14 protein-coding genes and 2 pseudogenes are annotated in these 15,606 nt (G+C 60.2%); 5 read left to right on the forward strand and 11 right to left on the reverse strand.

The annotated features are described in order from the left end of the window. The first annotated feature begins 248 nt into the window (after nucleotides 1-248). From D8V06_RS13815 to D8V06_RS13835, 5 genes are all read left to right on the forward strand, one after another. Complete coding sequence (locus tag D8V06_RS13815; RefSeq protein ID WP_130903699.1) at nucleotides 249-1,400, forward strand: amine dehydrogenase large subunit; 1,152 nt, start codon at nucleotides 249-251, stop codon at nucleotides 1,398-1,400. A 13-nt stretch (nucleotides 1,401-1,413) separates the two neighbouring features. Continuing rightward, nucleotides 1,414-1,953 (forward strand): MauE/DoxX family redox-associated membrane protein, encoded by a 540-nt coding sequence (locus tag D8V06_RS13820; protein ID WP_130908243.1) that lies wholly within the window; start codon nucleotides 1,414-1,416, stop codon nucleotides 1,951-1,953. A 5-nt stretch (nucleotides 1,954-1,958) separates the two neighbouring features. Further along, nucleotides 1,959-2,585, forward strand: coding sequence for a methylamine dehydrogenase accessory protein MauD (mauD, locus tag D8V06_RS13825; protein ID WP_056853766.1), 627 nt, complete (start codon nucleotides 1,959-1,961; stop codon nucleotides 2,583-2,585). 19 nt (nucleotides 2,586-2,604) lie between these two features. After that, nucleotides 2,605-3,126, forward strand: coding sequence for a methylamine dehydrogenase light chain (locus tag D8V06_RS13830; RefSeq protein WP_056853767.1), 522 nt, complete (start codon nucleotides 2,605-2,607; stop codon nucleotides 3,124-3,126). A 151-nt stretch (nucleotides 3,127-3,277) separates the two neighbouring features. Beyond that, the gene (locus D8V06_RS13835) at nucleotides 3,278-3,799 is read left to right on the forward strand and encodes a hypothetical protein (RefSeq protein WP_056853768.1); all 522 of its coding nucleotides are present in this window, start codon (nucleotides 3,278-3,280) and stop codon (nucleotides 3,797-3,799) included. Here D8V06_RS13835 and D8V06_RS30855 read toward each other — a convergent pair. The 11 genes and pseudogenes from D8V06_RS30855 to D8V06_RS13885 all read right to left on the reverse strand — a co-directional run. After that, nucleotides 3,793-3,900, reverse strand: a pseudogene (locus D8V06_RS30855) (G/U mismatch-specific DNA glycosylase); the annotation flags it as partial. The gene D8V06_RS13835 and the pseudogene D8V06_RS30855 overlap by 7 nt on opposite strands. Nucleotides 3,901-4,001: 101 nt before the next feature. Then, nucleotides 4,002-5,675, reverse strand: coding sequence for a BCCT family transporter (locus D8V06_RS13845; protein ID WP_056853769.1), 1,674 nt, complete (start codon nucleotides 5,673-5,675; stop codon nucleotides 4,002-4,004). A gap of 225 nt (nucleotides 5,676-5,900) precedes the next feature. Continuing rightward, nucleotides 5,901-7,148 carry an MFS transporter gene (locus tag D8V06_RS13850; protein WP_177434422.1) on the reverse strand — a complete coding sequence of 416 codons (1,248 nt, stop codon included), beginning with the start codon at nucleotides 7,146-7,148 and terminating at the stop codon, nucleotides 5,901-5,903. Between the two features lie 27 nt (nucleotides 7,149-7,175). Beyond that, nucleotides 7,176-7,547 carry an ethanolamine utilization protein EutQ gene (locus D8V06_RS13855; RefSeq protein ID WP_130931139.1) on the reverse strand — a complete coding sequence of 124 codons (372 nt, stop codon included), beginning with the start codon at nucleotides 7,545-7,547 and terminating at the stop codon, nucleotides 7,176-7,178. Further along, the gene (locus D8V06_RS13860) at nucleotides 7,544-8,872 is read right to left on the reverse strand and encodes an FAD-dependent oxidoreductase (protein ID WP_130931140.1); all 1,329 of its coding nucleotides are present in this window, start codon (nucleotides 8,870-8,872) and stop codon (nucleotides 7,544-7,546) included. Before D8V06_RS13860 ends, D8V06_RS13855 begins: the two co-directional genes overlap by 4 nt. Before the next feature lie 10 nt (nucleotides 8,873-8,882). Then, the gene (locus tag D8V06_RS13865) at nucleotides 8,883-10,127 is read right to left on the reverse strand and encodes an FAD-dependent oxidoreductase (RefSeq protein ID WP_236708435.1); all 1,245 of its coding nucleotides are present in this window, start codon (nucleotides 10,125-10,127) and stop codon (nucleotides 8,883-8,885) included. Further along, nucleotides 10,116-10,280, reverse strand: a pseudogene (locus D8V06_RS30860) (rubredoxin); the annotation flags it as partial. The gene D8V06_RS13865 and the pseudogene D8V06_RS30860, both read right to left, overlap by 12 nt. 5 nt (nucleotides 10,281-10,285) lie before the next feature. Beyond that, nucleotides 10,286-11,731, reverse strand: a complete 1,446-nt coding sequence (locus D8V06_RS13870) for an aldehyde dehydrogenase family protein (RefSeq protein ID WP_130931141.1) — start codon at nucleotides 11,729-11,731, stop codon at nucleotides 10,286-10,288. A 10-nt stretch (nucleotides 11,732-11,741) separates the two neighbouring features. After that, on the reverse strand, nucleotides 11,742-12,929 hold the full coding sequence (locus D8V06_RS13875; protein WP_177336564.1) for an aromatic ring-hydroxylating dioxygenase subunit alpha: 1,188 nt from the start codon (nucleotides 12,927-12,929) through the stop codon (nucleotides 11,742-11,744). Between the two features lie 247 nt (nucleotides 12,930-13,176). Then, entirely contained in the window at nucleotides 13,177-14,094 is a 918-nt protein-coding gene (locus D8V06_RS13880) for a LysR substrate-binding domain-containing protein (RefSeq protein ID WP_056853773.1), read from the reverse strand. A 171-nt stretch (nucleotides 14,095-14,265) separates the two neighbouring features. Beyond that, nucleotides 14,266-15,606, reverse strand: a complete 1,341-nt coding sequence (locus tag D8V06_RS13885) for a dicarboxylate/amino acid:cation symporter (protein ID WP_056853774.1) — start codon at nucleotides 15,604-15,606, stop codon at nucleotides 14,266-14,268.

The following is a 15,606-nucleotide window of genomic DNA, read 5'->3' on the forward strand; positions in this document are numbered from 1 at the left end:
TGGCGAGGGAGCTCGCTCCCGTTCGATTGCGCAGCAATCGTAAAACCTTCCATCGCCTGCACCAGTTTGGCGGCTGCTTCACAGCCCAGCGGGAGCAAGCGCCCTCGCCACTGTGACACTGGCACAGATACACAAACACTTGGCAGGCAGGGCAATTCCCGGGGTTGGCGGGCGAGGCACTATTGAGTTGTCAGAATCTGCCCACTCACCCGCGATCCGCGTTACCAACAATTCAGGAAGTTCCCCTTATGCGAACAAACAGGATCTCCGTACAGTCAGCGCTAGGCCTGAGCCTGCTTGTACTCGGTTTGAACAGTGCCCGTGCGGACCTGCCCGCCGACACCGGCATCGGCCAGACCACCTTGGCGTTCCCCGCTGAACCGCACCGCGCGTTTGTCGTCGATGTCGAGTTCGAAAGCTTTGTCGCCGGCCGTGTCACCGTGGTCGACCCGGATCAGAAACGCGTGCTGGGCATGGTGCCAACCGGATTCGCCGCGCCTTCGACCCTGAGCCATGACGGCAAGCTGATCTACAGCGCCGACATCTGGTACTCCCGTGGCACCCGTGGCACCCGCACCGACGTGTTGACCGCTTGGGACAGCTCGACCCTGTCGCCGGCCTGGGAAGTGCTGATTCCGAACAAGCGCGCCGAGTCGCTGACCCAGCGCTACGGCCTGAAGACCAGCGGCGATGACCGTTTTGTCTACGTCTACAACTTCACCCCGTCGACCTCGGTGACGGTGGTCGACACCCAGACCAAGGCCGTCGCGACCGAAATCGCAATCCCTGGTTGCGTGCTCAACTACCCGGTCGGCAAACGCCGCTTTGCCTCACTGTGCGGCGACGGCAGCCTGCAAGTGGTGACGATCAACGACCAGGGCCAGGAAACAGCGCGCAACCGCACGCCATTCTTCGATCCGAATGCCGAGAAACTGGTGGAGCGTGCGGTCAACGTCGGTGACACCTACTACTTCACCACCACGACTGGCACTGTGCGCGCCGTGGACTTCTCCGGTGACACGCCAAAAATCCTGCCGAGCTGGTCGCTGACCACCGACGAGGAAAAGAAAGCCGGCTGGGCACCGGGTGGCTGGCAGCTGATGGCCGTCGCGCCGAAACTGAACCGCTTGTACGTGCTGATGCACGACGCTCACGAACCGATGAAGTGGGAAGACCCGAGCACTTTCATCTGGGCCTATGACCTCAAGACCCTGAAGAAAATCGCCACCCTGGAAGCCCCGGCACCGGTGTGGAGCATGCAGGCAACCGGTGACGACAAGCCGCTATTGCTGGGCACCGACGTTGAAGGTGGCTTGCAGATTTTCGATCTCAAAACCAACAAGCACACCGGCAGCATGGCAAAAGTCGCGAAGACCGCGACTCAGGTCATGAGCTACTGAACGAGGTTCGGCCATGCAATCAGATCCGATCTTCATCATTGCCAGCGCACTCGCCATTTCGGCGCTGCTGGCCAGTGCAGCGACCCACAAGCTGCGGGCACCGGCGCGCTTCGCCAAGCAGCTGGCGGACTATCAATTGCTGCCAGCGGCGCTGGTACGCCCGAGCGCACGGTTGATTCCGCTGCTGGAACTGGCCATCGCTTTCGCACTGCTGGTCTCGTTCAGCCGGGGCTGGGCGGCGTTCAGTGCGGCCAGCCTGCTGGCGCTGTACGCCGCCGCTATCGGCATCAACCTGTGGCGCGGCCGCCGCGACATCGACTGCGGTTGTGCCGGGCCAGACCAGGCGCAACCGTTGCGTCCGGTCCTGCTGCTGCGTAACAGCGTGCTGGTGGCGCTGGCGCTGTTGGCCAGCGTGGCGCCGGTGGTGCGCGACATGACTGTGTTCGATGGCTTCGTGACCGTGGCCGCCGCCGCTGTCGCGCTGCTCATCTACGCCGCGGCCGATGGCCTGCTGGCGAACTCCCCTCTTCTGCTCAAATTGATTGGTAGGTAATCAAAATGGAAGGCTTGATAGTTTCCAACGTTCTGCTCTGGGTGTTGCTGGTGGCCGTGGCGTTTGTCGTCATGGGCCTGGTCCGTCAGATCGGTGTGCTGCATGGTCGTCTCGCCCCGGCCGGCGCGCTGATGGTCGACAAAGGCGTGGCCGTCAACGAAGCCGCACCGCAAATCACCGCCGCTGACCGTAAGGGTCGCCCGGTGAACTTCGGCTACGCCGGGGAAAAATCACAACTGCTGTTCTTCCTCTCGCCGACCTGCCCGATCTGCAAATCCTTGCTGCCGGCGATCAAATCCATCGCCAGGGAAAAGGCCGGCACCCTCGACGTGGTGTTCGTCAGCGACGGCGACATGGACGCCCAGCAAGCACTGATCCGCGAGCACAAACTGGAAGACGCCACCTACGTGGTCGGTCCGGAAGTGGGCATGACCTATCAGATCGGCAAGCTGCCATACGCCGCGCTGATCGACCAGTCCGGCACCCTGCGCGCCAAGGGCCTGGTCAATTCCCGCGAGCACCTGGACAGCCTGTTCGAGGTTGAACACTTGAAACACGCGACGCTGCAGCAGTACCTCAATGCTCAGCCCCACGACCACGCGCATGACCACAGCCACGGCCATAGCCACTGATTAAGGCAGGGAGACCTTCATGAAACTGCTGGATCTGTTGTTCGAGCGCTCGACGCGCCGTGTTGCCGACACCACCTCACGCCGCAAATTGCTGGCGCGCATGGGCTCGCTGATGGTGGCCGGTGCCGCCCTGCCCCTGCTGTTGCCACTGGATCGCACCAGCAAGGCGCTGGCCGCCACTGACCCGAAAGCCGGCGACCCTGGTGACCCGAACAGCTGCGACTACTGGCGTTACTGCTCCATCGACGGCTTCCTGTGCAGCTGCTGCGGTGGTTCGGTGACATCCTGTCCACCGGGCACCGAAGCCTCGCAAGTGACCTGGATCGGCACCTGCCGCAACCCGGCCGATGGCAAGGACTACATCATTTCGTACAACGACTGCTGCGGTAAGCAAAGCTGCGCCCAGTGCGCCTGCACCCGTAACGACAGTGAAGAACCGGCCTACCGCCCGTTCAACAACAACGACGTGAACTGGTGCCTGGCCGCCAAATCGCACATTTATCACTGCACCGTTTCGATCATTCGCGGCGTCGCCGTTTAAGCGCAATTTCCGCCGATTGCCCGTGCAATCGGCATTCTTTGCGTGTGTTTTTTCGTAGGAGCCAGGCTTGCCGGCGAAGGCGTTCTCATGGACGCCTTCGCCGGCAAGCCTGGCGCCTACAGGTTCGGTTTTCTCCTGTAGGGAAGATGTCATGCGTAAGTTGCTCATCCTTAGCCTGGCCTGCCTCATGACCACCCCGCTCGTCCATGCCCGGGCCATTCCCAATCCCAACCAGCGCCACGCACCGGGCAACGAAGAACTGCAAAAGCCCATCGCCGAAGCCAACTACAGCGTCGGCGTGAATTATCAATTGCAATGCGCCGGCTGCCATCTGGGCGACGGCAGCGGTTCCGCCGCCAACGACACACCACGGATGAAGGGCTTTGTCGGCAACTTCCTGAAAGTGCCCGGTGGCCGCGAATTCCTGGTACGTGTGCCGGGCATGTCGCAATCGGCGTTGAACAACGCGCAATTGGCCGACTTGCTCAACTGGCTGATGCGTGAAGACGGCATGGCCGGCAACAGCGTGCCGAAGGATTACCAGCCCTACAGCGCCGAAGAAGTCGCGACTTTGCGGGCCAAGACCATGCTCAACCTGCCTGGCACCCGTGGTGAACTGATCAAGGCCATGCGAGCGCAGGGCATCGCGATTGATGACGGGATGAATTACTGAGTCGGCTCGAACGCAACCTGCCTCAGTTGTCGGTACGCCTCGACCAATTGCCCAAGGCTGAACGCCAGGTTTCGCCCGCCGGGATTGGGCAAGACCCACAAAATCCTTGCGCATGAATCGCGCTTTTCGACAGGAGACAAAAACCGAAACCGTCAGCCTGAGCAGACGGTTTCGGTTTTTCGGCAGCTGCGACCCAGCAGGTTTATGCGGCAGTCAACGGTACACTCGACGGTGCGTCGCGACGCTCGGCCTGATCAACCGCCTGGCCTGGAACGCGATCCACCGCTGGCGTCCACGCCGGCACGCTCGGCATTTCCTTACGCAGGCTGTGAATCAGCGTGTACGACATCACCAGCAGCAACATCGCAATCGGTAAACCGGCGGCGATACTCGCCATCTGAATCGCTTTCAGCCCACCCGCCAGCAGCAGGCCCGCAGCAATCGCCCCTTCCAGAATGCACCAGAGCAACCTGATCCAGTTCGGCGGGTTGGTGCTGCCCAAGGCACACAAGGTGCACAACACTTGGGTTCCGGCATCGGCCGTGGTGACGAAGTGCACACCCAGCAACACGCACACCAGTATCGACAGAACGGCGCCAACAGTAGGGCCATCCAGTGACTGGACCAGCGTGAACATCGCCGCCGTGGTTTCTTTCTTGGTCGCGAGCAGCACTGTGCCGCCTTCGAACTTCGGTTGTTCCTGACCCACCACCTGGCTGGCAACGGATGCCTGATAAGCCTGGCGATCCTGTTGTTCGTTTTTCAGCGCTGCGCCACCGAACACCGACATCCACAAAATGGTCACCATGGTCGGCACCACCAGGGCGCCGATCACCAGTTCACGAATGGTCCGGCCTTTGGAAATTCGCGCAATGAACAGACCGACAAACGGCCCCCAGGTCATCCACCACGGCCAGTAGAACGCCGTCCACCAGTTTTGCCATTCGCTGTCTTTCTGCGTGTCCATCCAGAAACTCAGGCCAACAATGTTCTGTACATAGTCGCCGGTGGATTCAAACATCAAGTTGAGAATGTAACGGGTTGGACCAATGGCAAGTACTGCCAGCATCAAAATGAATGACAAGTACATATTAAGTGTCGAGATTCGCTTCATGCCTTTGGACAAACCGGCCAGTAGCGAAATGCACGCAACAATACTCACGAACAGAATAATGGATAACTGCAAACCAACACTTACCGGAATACCGAATACCTGATGCAGGCCGGTATTGATCTGTACAACGCCCAGGCCGAGTGATTGCGAAACACCGAAGGCCGTAATAACGACACCCATGATATCGACCACATGACCGATCCATCCGTAGATGCGGTCACCAATCAGCGGATACAGCAGCGAACGAAGCGCCAGCGGCAAACCTTTACGGTAGGCGAAATACGCCAGGCTCAAACCGATCATGGAGAAGATCGCCCATGGGTGCAGGCCCCAGTGGAACAGCGTGATGCGCATCGCCAGGGTGGCCGACTCGTCCGTCAAACCCTTGGAAAACGGGTTGTCGGCGTAATGCAGCATGGGTTCGGCGACGGACCAGAAGATCAAACCGATGCCCATTCCCGCACTGAACAGCATGGCGATCCATGACGCGAAACTGAACTCGGGCCGGTCGTGTTCAGCGCCCAGTTTGAGATTGCCGAAACGGCTGACGGAGATGTACAGCAGCAAACCGAGTACGCCACTGATCAAGGCGAGGTAATACCACTTGAAGTTATGCAGGATAAATATCGAAGCCATTTCGAAGGCTTTGGCAGCCTGCTCATCCTTGAATGCACAAAATAGAACAAACGAAATCACCGCCAATATCGAAGCGACGGTCACATTCGGGTTCAAGCCTTTTAACATGCCTGATTGCGCACGCATTGTTTTCCCCTTTTGTTTTTGTTTAAGGGTTTTAGAGAGTATTCCGCAACATAGCTATCGCCTGATATCTGACGTCAGCACGCTGTTTATCTGCAGATTTAATCCGGTCTAACTCGGTTTTGGCAGCATCGCCAAGATGATTGAAACCTGACCTTCGTTCAAACCATTTTTAGTCACCGACTCATGAGAAAAACGCATCAATAAAACCGCTCCTCCTTCCTCCATTCAGCGCCGATCCGTGCACTCACTTACGGGGTCAGCCAAAGACACCAGGTTAGAGCTGGCAATGCCGTTGGGTGTCGATGGGTGTTGAAGCGGCGCGTCCTGTTGCAGGTGCTTGCCCGTGACTTTCGCCTGGCCCACGCACAGTGCGAGCAGCGCGGCACTGCCGGCATAGAAAAAGTAAAAACTTGAAGTGCCGAAGCATTCCATCAACACACCTGCAATCAGCGGTCCGAAACAGGCGCCGACGCCAAAGGTGATCAACAGCATGCCCGACAGTGAAACGCGCAACTGCGGTTCCATGTTGTCGTTGGCCAACGCTACACCGAGCGGATACAGGCAGAATTGCAAAAAGCCGATCGCCGAACCGAACCACAGCAGTGTCACGAACGAAGGCGCTTGATTGAAGCCCAGCGGCAGGCAGACGAGCACCAGCAAAACTGCCACCGCGCGAATCAGACTCGCACGGGGCAATCGATCCGAGAGCCAGCCCAACGGCAACTGAGCCAGCAAGCCCGCGCCGATGGTCAACGCCATGAACTGGCCGACCTGCGCCGTTTCCAGTCCCTGTTTGCTCGCATAGATCGCGGCCAGCCCGTAGAAGCTGCCGTTGATCATGCCGGACACCAGAATCGTCATCAGAGACTGCGGAATACGCCGCACGAACACCCGCAGGTCGATCGAGGCAGCGGGCACCGCCGTGGGATGTGCACTGCGAGTAAGTGCCACCGGCACCGAGCACAGCGCAAATACCATCGCCACACCCAGCAGAGCGCGGATGCCCAGCCCCTCGTCGAGACTCAAGGCCAGTTGGCCGAGCATCATCCCGACGTAACTGGCGACCATGTACAGCGCCAGCACACTGCCGCGCTGCTCGGTGCGCGCCTGATCGTTGAGCCAGCTTTCCAGCACCATCAATTGGCACATCATGGCCAGCCCGACCAACCCGCGCAGCACCAGCCAGAACGCCAGGGACGTGCTGAACTCATGGGCCAATACCGCCGCTGCAATCAGCCCGGCGCACGCCGCATAGGTTCGAATATGCCCGACCTGTGCGATCAAGCTGCGTCCGACCCAGCCGCCCAACACCATGCCCAAGGCATTGGCGGCCATCAACGCACCACCTGCGGTTTCGCTCGCCCCCAAGGCATTCAGGCGCAGCGCCAGATAGGTCATCAGCAAGGTCGATCCCAACTGCATCAGCAAGCTGGCCAGATACAGCGCACCGAAAGTTTTTGTCAGTCTTATCACCGTGCCGGTCCCCGGATAATTTACAACTCAAGCCAAGCCGTGAAGTTGCTTCCAGTTGCCGGGATGCACCACATACCCGAACAAGGCATGCCCGCCGTACACCAGTTCGGTGCCTTCGGGTATCCACAGCAATTGCCCGGGCGTGACTTGAAACAGCTCGTCGCCGACGCGCAATTCGAAGCAACCCTCGATGACGAAAATCACTTCGTCGTAGAGCACCGTCCAGGCGACCTGCGCGCCTTCCCAGCGGGCGAAGCCCACGCCGATGTTCGGCGAGACTTCGTTGCTGATGGCCCGCGCCACATAAGCGGCGCCGGGCGGACCACCACGGAAGGTGAAGTCCAGATCGTGATGGTCGATGCGCAGCACCGGACCTTTGCCTTTGGCCAATTGGCTCATAGCTCGCTCCGGCTGTTCCAGGCCGCCAGATGAATGCGCGAGCGAACGCCCAGGCCAAGGAACGGTTCTGGCGGGTTGAGCGACGGCATGCCGGTCACCGCCCGAATATCGTTCAACTGTGCCGAGTCGGCACCCACCGCGAGATCGGCGAGCATCGTTCCGGAGATGGTGCCCCACGCGGCACCGACACCGTTGTCGCAGGCTGACGCATGAACACCCGGCTCCAGCTCACCGAAGAAGTTGGTGAAGTTGCGCGAGATCGCATAGACGCCACCCCAGGTATGGCTGAACGGCACGTCGGCCAGCTGCGGGAAGCGCGCCAGGAATGCCTTGCGGTGCGCATCCCGCACTTTCGAACGCATGCCATCACTGGTGCTGCGACCGTACTTGGGCACGTGCTTGTAGGTGTTGCGGATGATCAACCGACGATCCTGGGTCATGCGCACCGTCGTGCCGGCGTGATCGGCCGGGGTCAGCCCCCAGTCCAGCTGGCCGCCATAAATGGCCAGCTCTGCATCGGTCAGCGGTCGGGTCCAGCTGGCGAAGGTCATCACCGGCAGCAGACGATTGCGCAGATAACCGAACTCCTGGGTGAAGATGCTGGTGCCCAGGAGCAATTGCGGCGTGCGAATCAGCCCCGCCGTGCCGTGCAGAATCCAGCCGCCACGGCCGTCACGTTCCAGACGCTGGATGGGCGACTCTTCGAGCAGCTCGACGTTGCCCGGCAACGAGCGAGCCAGCCCCGTCACCAGCGCCGCCGGTTGCATCAGATAGCAGCCAGGCGTGTAGATCGCGCCACTGTAATGGCCAGTGCCCAGGACCTTCGCCAATTCGGCGGAATCGGCTCTGCGGAACGGCTCGCCGAGGTCACTCATCAGGCGTTCGAAGTGATCGAGATAAGCCAGGCCACGTGCACCGACGGCGCCCTGATACTTGCCGGCATGGGACCATTGGCAATCGATGCCATGGTTTTGCACCAGGCCTTGCAACTGTGAAATAGCGGCGCGGTTGAGCGACAGCAAACGCTGTTTGTGCGCAGGGTCCGGATGCTCCAGGGCAAACTTGTGCGGCAGGTCGATGACAAAACCGGAGTTGCGCCCCGAGGCACCCTGGGCGACCCGTTGCGCATCCACCAGCAGAATACGCGCCTGGGGATGATGTTCGGCCAAGCGACGGGCGGCGGCAAGGCCGGCGAAGCCCGCGCCAATCACCGCGTAATCCGCACGCTGTTCGCCCGACAGACGCTTGCACGCCGGTTGCTCGGGCAATGCTGAATACCAGCCGCAGCTCGTGTCATCGAATGGCAGGTTGATGATGTTTTTCATGGTTCGGGCCTCAGGCTACAGCCTGCTGAGAATGCTGACAGGACTGCAGCAATGCGCTGCGTTGCGTTTGCGCTTGGCGACCGAGCAGGACAAAGCCATTGAGCTTGCCCGCCGCGTCGTAGAACCCGGCACTCAAGCCATCTTCGGTCGGCGTGCAGCGCCACTCACCTTCGCTGGCGATGGCAGGCGCCAACAGGCACAGCGGTGCGGCCGGCGTTTTCACCGTCACCGGCATCAACGGGTAGTCGACAGCCGTGGATTGCCCGAGCAATGTCTTGCTCAACGCCTGAATGCCCTGATTGATCGGTGCCAGGTACGGCAGCAGTTGTCCATCGATCTCGATGCAGTCGCCCAAGGCGTAGATGCCCGGTGCAGAAGTTTGCAACTGAGCATTCACCTGAATACCTCGTCCAACCGCCAGACCGGCACTCTCTGCCAGGCTCAGGTCAGGACGCAGGCCAACCGCCGACAACACCAGATCCGCCTCGAGGGTTTGGCCATTGGCGAGTTGCAGGCGATAACCTTGAGGCGTGGATTCAATGGCTTCCAAGGTGTTTTGCAGATGCCATTTCACCCCCAGATCACTCAAAGCGTTTTGCAGCACCTGCCCGGCCTCGGCCGGCAACAGACGCTCCATCGGCCAACGCCCCAGACCGATGACATCAACGCTGAAACCGTTGTGGGCCAAGTCATTGGCAAACTCGCAACCAATCAACCCATCCCCCAGGATCGCGACACGGCGCACACCGGTCAGGCGCTCACGAAAGCCGTGGTAATCCTGCAAATTATTGACGCTGATCAGCGCTGAGCTATCGCCCTGGATCGGCAAGCGAATCGGTTGCGCACCGCTGGCAAGCACCAACTGGCCGTAAGCCATTTCACCGAAGCTGGTGCGCAAGCGTCGTGTCGAACTGTCGATGCCCAGCACCTTGCAGTGCGGGTACACGCGGATGTTCAAACGCTGTTCGATGGCCAGCGGCGATTCACCGGACAACGCCTCGGCGCTTTTGCCCTGGGACAAACCGATCGACAGTGCCGGTTTCGAGTACAGGTGCCCGGACTCTTGCGTCAGCACGCGGATCTCGACCTTGGGATCTGCCTTGCGCAGCGCCTGGGCCAGGCCGTAACCGGCATAGCCGCTGCCGATGATGACGATCGGCTGGCGCGTTACCGCAGCCACCACAGGCGTCGCCACCGCTGGTGGCGGTGCGCTGACAGCGGTGACCGCCTGCGTGTGTTCACTGATATCGAGCATCTCGAAGTCTGCCTTGCCGACGTGGCATTCGGGGCAGACCCAATCCTGGGGAACATCCTCCCAGCGCGTGCCGGCAAGGATGCCATCTTCCGGCCAGCCCAGCGCCTCGTCGTAGATCAGACCGCAAACGATGCAAAGCCAAGTCTTGAACATGCCGTTCACTCCCCAGCAATCCGGATCGCTACGTTCTTGGTGCGCACGTAGCTGTACAAGGCTTCCTGACCCTTCTCGCGACCGAAGCCCGACAAGCCGACGCCGCCGAACGGCGTTTCGATGCCGCCGGCGTACCATTCGTTGACGAACACCTGGCCGGATTTCAGTTGACGCGTGCAGCGCATGGCACGGCTGATGTCCTGGGTGAACACCCCGGCCACCAGGCCGAACTCGGTGCCGTTGGCAATCGCGATGGCTTCTTCTTCGGTGTCGAAAGGCATGATCGCCAGCACTGGCCCGAACACTTCCTCCTGGGCGATGCACATGTCGGCAGTGACGTCGCGGAACACCGTCGGGCGCATGAAATGTCCGGCTCGGTCGGCAAACGCTTCGCCACCGGTAACCGCCACGGCGCCGTCTTCCATCGCTCGCCGGCACAACGCCTCGATGCCCGCCAGTTGCCCGGCGCTGACGACCGGCGTGAGGTCGGCGTTATCCTGGCCTACGCCAACGCTGAGGCCTTCGGCCATGGCAACGACTGCCTCGACCACTTCTTCATAAATCTCGCGCTGCACCAGCAACCGCGACATCGCCGAACACACCTGGCCGGCATTGAAGAAAATCCCTGACTGAACGCTCGCCAGCAATTGCTCGCGATCGGCATCGGCGAAGGCAATGGCGGCCGACTTGCCACCCAACTCCATGATGCTCGGAATCGCATGCTGTGCGGCGTCGCGCAGAATCGACTGGCCGGTTGGCACGGAGCCAGTGAACACGATCTGGTCGACACTACGATGGCTGACCAGATACGAACCGACCTCGCGACCACGGCCGCAAATCAGGTTGACCGCCCCATCGGGCAAACCGGCCTTGGCGATGGCGCGGATCAGCACGCACATGCCCAGTGGCGAAAGTTCGGGGGACTTGATCACCACCGCGTTGCCCGCCGCCAGTGCCGGCGCCAGCGAGCGGGCACAAATCGACACCGGGAAATTCCACGGCACGATCTGCGCCGAGACACCCATCGGATCGTACAGGGTGAAGTCCATGTAACCATTGCCCAACGGGATCGAGGTGCCCTCGATCTTGTCCGCCATGCCAGCGTAATACTCGAAGTAGCGCGCGGCTTCGATGAACTCGTCTTTGGCGTCGCTCAGGCGCTTGCCGTTTTCCTGGCACAGCACCCAGGCGCCCTCGTCCGCCACGGCGCGGATTTCCTCGGCAATGCGCAGTAGCCAGGTCACGCGTTGCGCCGGACGAGCGCGAGTCAGTACGCCGCTGTCGGCGCAGCGGCGAGCGGCCAGCAACGCACGCTCGGCATCGGCCACGGTGGCCTGGGCGATAGTCGCGACCGGCTCAGCGGTGCCGGGGTTGTTGACCGTCAGGCGCTGGACGCTGTCGCTCCATTGCCCGTCGATATAGTTGAGCCAGTGAGAGGCGATCGGATACATGGACCTCTCCTCAGGCGGACGGCGTGGTGGCAAGCAACTGACGTGCGGCCCACTGGTGGAAGAAATGCGTCGGGATGTCCATTTCCGGTGAGAACGCGCCACCCTTGTAGCCAGGGGAATGCCGGCCTTTCTGCATGCCTTCGACCGAGCTGATGTCTTCGGCGAACACCACTTTCCAGGACTCCAGAATCGCCTCGCGGCAGGCACTGAACTCGTCGCTGCTGGCGGCTTCGTCGCCAACATAGAACAGGCGCAAGTGCTCGATGGTGCGTCCCGGTGCAACCGGCTCAAGCTGCATGGCGAAGGCATGGTCAGCCTGGATGCCGAGCAATACGTTAGGGAAGAACGCGACGTACTCGGCATTCTTCAGACGGTCCAGCGGCCAGCCCGGGAATGTCGGCAAGTGCGTACCGGCGACGTCCGAAAGGTTGTAGGCGTAGCTGCCCTGGCCGGCGAAGTGTTGGTCAAAAATGATGTTGTAGTGGTCTTCCAGGCGTGAGTAGGAGTTCAGGCTCGGGTGAACCCACGGCAAGTGATAAGCCTCGCAGTAGTTCTCGACCGCCAGTTTCCAGTTGCAATTGATGTCCAGGGTGGTGGCGTCGTGGCCCGGGCGACGGCGCATCAAGCTCATGCCGTCTTCACCGAGGAACTGGGTCCAGCGTTGGGTCAACGGCGCCAGCATGTCTTCCAGCGGCTGCGCATCGCCGGACAGGTTGATGAACACCATGTCCATCCAGATCGCGCTGCGGATGGCTTTCAAGCCATGTTTTTCACAGGCGAAGCGCTCGTCTTTGTGCTGGTCGATGCCGCCGACGTGCGGCGTTCCGCGCAGCCCGCCGTTAAGGTCGTAAGTCCAGGAGTGGTAAGGGCAGCGAATCACGCCCTGCACTTCACCGGCCTCTTCCACCAACTTCATGCCGCGGTGACTGCACACGTTGTGGAACACCTGCACCAGGCCTTCGCGGTTACGCATTAGCAACAATGGCAAGCCCATGAAGTCGATGGGCTTGACCGAACCGGCCTTGCCCAGGTCGCTGGCGAAACCAACGCAGGCCCAGGTCTTGCCCAGGACCTGATCGCGCTCGAGTTCGAAGTAACGTTGCTCGGTGTAGAACTCGTTGCTCAGGCCGGTCGCTTCGTGGATCGGATTGAGGACGGTTTCCAGGTGATGCACAGGAATTTGTTGGATGGTGCTCATTATTGTTCTCCCCTGCTGGGCACGGTATTGAATGATCGGCAGGCTCGTTGGCCAGGGTCCGCTGGCGGCAAGTTTGGGAAAACAGGGTGGGTCTCGACAAACGATATTTCCGGCGCGATTCATGACTTATTGTCATAAATATCGAGCGTATGTTTTTACGCTTGCGAGCATTTTCCCGGGGCAAAAAAAATCGCCCGGCATCGAAATGCCGGGCGATTCAGATTGAAATTCGACCCCGTTGACGGCGTTACAGGACGTCCTCCGCTGGCGGAAGCTGGTTCAACAACCAGCTGCGGAAACGTTTAACGCTCTGGCGCATCCCGCCACGGGCCAAGGGCTCCAGCAAACAGAATTGCGCATCGGTTCTCAATACCGTATCGAGCGGTCGGATGAGTGCGCCACTGTGCAGGTGATCATCGACAAGGTTGGACCAGGCCAGCGCTATGCCCTGCCCGCTGATCGCCGACTGGATCAGCATCGAGTAACTGTTGATATTGATCCGGCGTTTCGGTTCGACCTTTTTCAGGCCCTGGCTGTGGAACCATTCCGGCCAGCCGATCCAGTCCCGTTGCGGGTCGTCGAGAAACAGCCAGGTGCAGGCTGCCAGGTCTTCAGGGGTATTCAAGGCGGGATGCTTGGCAAGATAGGCCGGGCTGCAAACCGGGTAAACCTCTTCGGAAAACAACGGCGTGACCTGCATGTCCCTAGGCGGTGTCTTGCAGTAATACAGCGCCAGGTCGCAATCGAGCCGGGAGAAATCCTTGACCTGATCATGGGCGATGATCCGCAGGTCGATCTCTTCGTTCTCCCGCTGAAACTCGGTCACTTTAGGCAAAAGCCACAACGAGGCCATTGCGGTACTGGTGGCGACCGTCACCTGTTCGGCGCCCTGCCAATGGCGAATCTCACCGGTGGCCTGCGCCACCTGCATCAACGCCGCACGCACCGTTTCATAGTACTGACTGGCTGCCGGGCTCAGTTGAATCGTACGAGTGGTCCGCTCGAACAGAACCTTGCCCAGATAGTCTTCCAGCAAACGAACCTGTCGACTGATTGCACCTTGCGTCACGTTCAACTCATGGGCAGCCAAGGTGAAACTCAAATGACGCGCCGCCGCTTCAAACGCGACCAGACTGTTGAGTGGCGGTAATGGGTGGATTTTCATACAAGGCAGGTCACGTCGTTATTTTGGTTATCGCCGCAGTTTAGCCCTTGGCGCTGGACGTGGACAGCGCAGGTTCCAGACCATACCCCTAATCCTGTAGGGGCATGGCTTGCCCGCGATGGCGTCACGACATTCAGCATCGCTGGTGCCTGACACCCCGCTTGACCCGGCCTACACCCGAGACGCTTCCTTCAATTTCGGCAACATCGGTTCAGTCGTCATTGCAGATGGCGCAAACACAGCCTCAGGCTTTTCCACCTCAACCTCACCATTCAAGGCCTTGTGCATTTTCACCGTGTCCAGCGCTCCGACCCATTTGGCGATCGCCATGGTGCCGACGCCATTACCTATGGTGTTGGTGATCGCCCGCGCTTCCGACATGAAACGGTCGACACCCAGCAGCAACACCATCCCCGCCACTGGAATGGTCCCGAGGGACGACAACGTGGCCGCCAGAATGATGAAGCCGGAACCGGTGACCCCCGCCGAGCCCTTGGAAGTGAACATCAGCACCGCCAGGACGATCAATTGGTCGGTCAGGGTCAGTGGCGTGTTGGTCGCCTGGGCGATGAAGATCGCGGCGATGGTGTAATAGATCGCCTGCCCGTCCGGGTTGAAGGTCAGACCGGAGGGGATGATCATCCCGGCCACGGGTTTTGATACACCAGCCTTTTCCATCTTGGAAATCATCTGCGGCAGTACCGATTCCGAAGAGCTGGTACCCAGCACGGTGAACAGTTCTTCCTTGATGAACTTGAGGAACTTCCACAGGCTGAACCCGCTGTAGCGGCAGATCGGGCCGAGAACAAAGATCACGAACACGGCACAGGTCAGGTACACGCAGGCCATCAGTTTGCCCAAGGAGAACAGCGAGCCGAAACCGTACTTGCCGATGGTAAACGCGATTGCACCAAATGCGCCGATCGGTGCCAGGCGCATGACCATGTTGACGATGCGAAACATGCCCTGCATCAGGCTGTCCAGCGTATCGACAAAGACTTTGCCGCGCGGCCCGACATGCGCCAGGGCGATGCCGAGCAGGATCGAAAAGAGCAAGATCTGCAGTACGTTGCCCTTGGCGAAGGCGTCGACAATGGTGTCGGGGATGATGTTCATGACGAAGTCCATGAACGAAGCGTGTTTCACCGCCGAGGTGTAGGTGGCCAGACTGGAGGTGTCGAGCGTCGCGACATCGATGTTCATGCCCGCGCCGGGCTTGAACACATCGACCACCACCAGGCCGACCACCAGTGCCAGCGTCGACACCACCTCGAAATACAGCAACGCGCGAAAGCCGACGCGCCCCAGTTCCTTCATGTTTTCCATGCGGGCGATGCCCGTGACCACGGTCAGGAAGATCACCGGTGCAAGGAGCATTTTGATCAGTTTGATGAACGCATCGCCCAGGGGTTTGAGCGCCGTTCCGGTTTCGGGAACGAACACCCCGACGATGGCGCCGAGGATCACCGCGATGAGCACTTGTACGTAGAGTTTGCCAAGTATTCTTTTCAT

Origin of the sequence: Pseudomonas sp. Sample_24, from assembly GCF_004307605.1 — a bacterium.
Taxonomy (GTDB): Bacteria; Pseudomonadota; Gammaproteobacteria; order Pseudomonadales; family Pseudomonadaceae; genus Aquipseudomonas.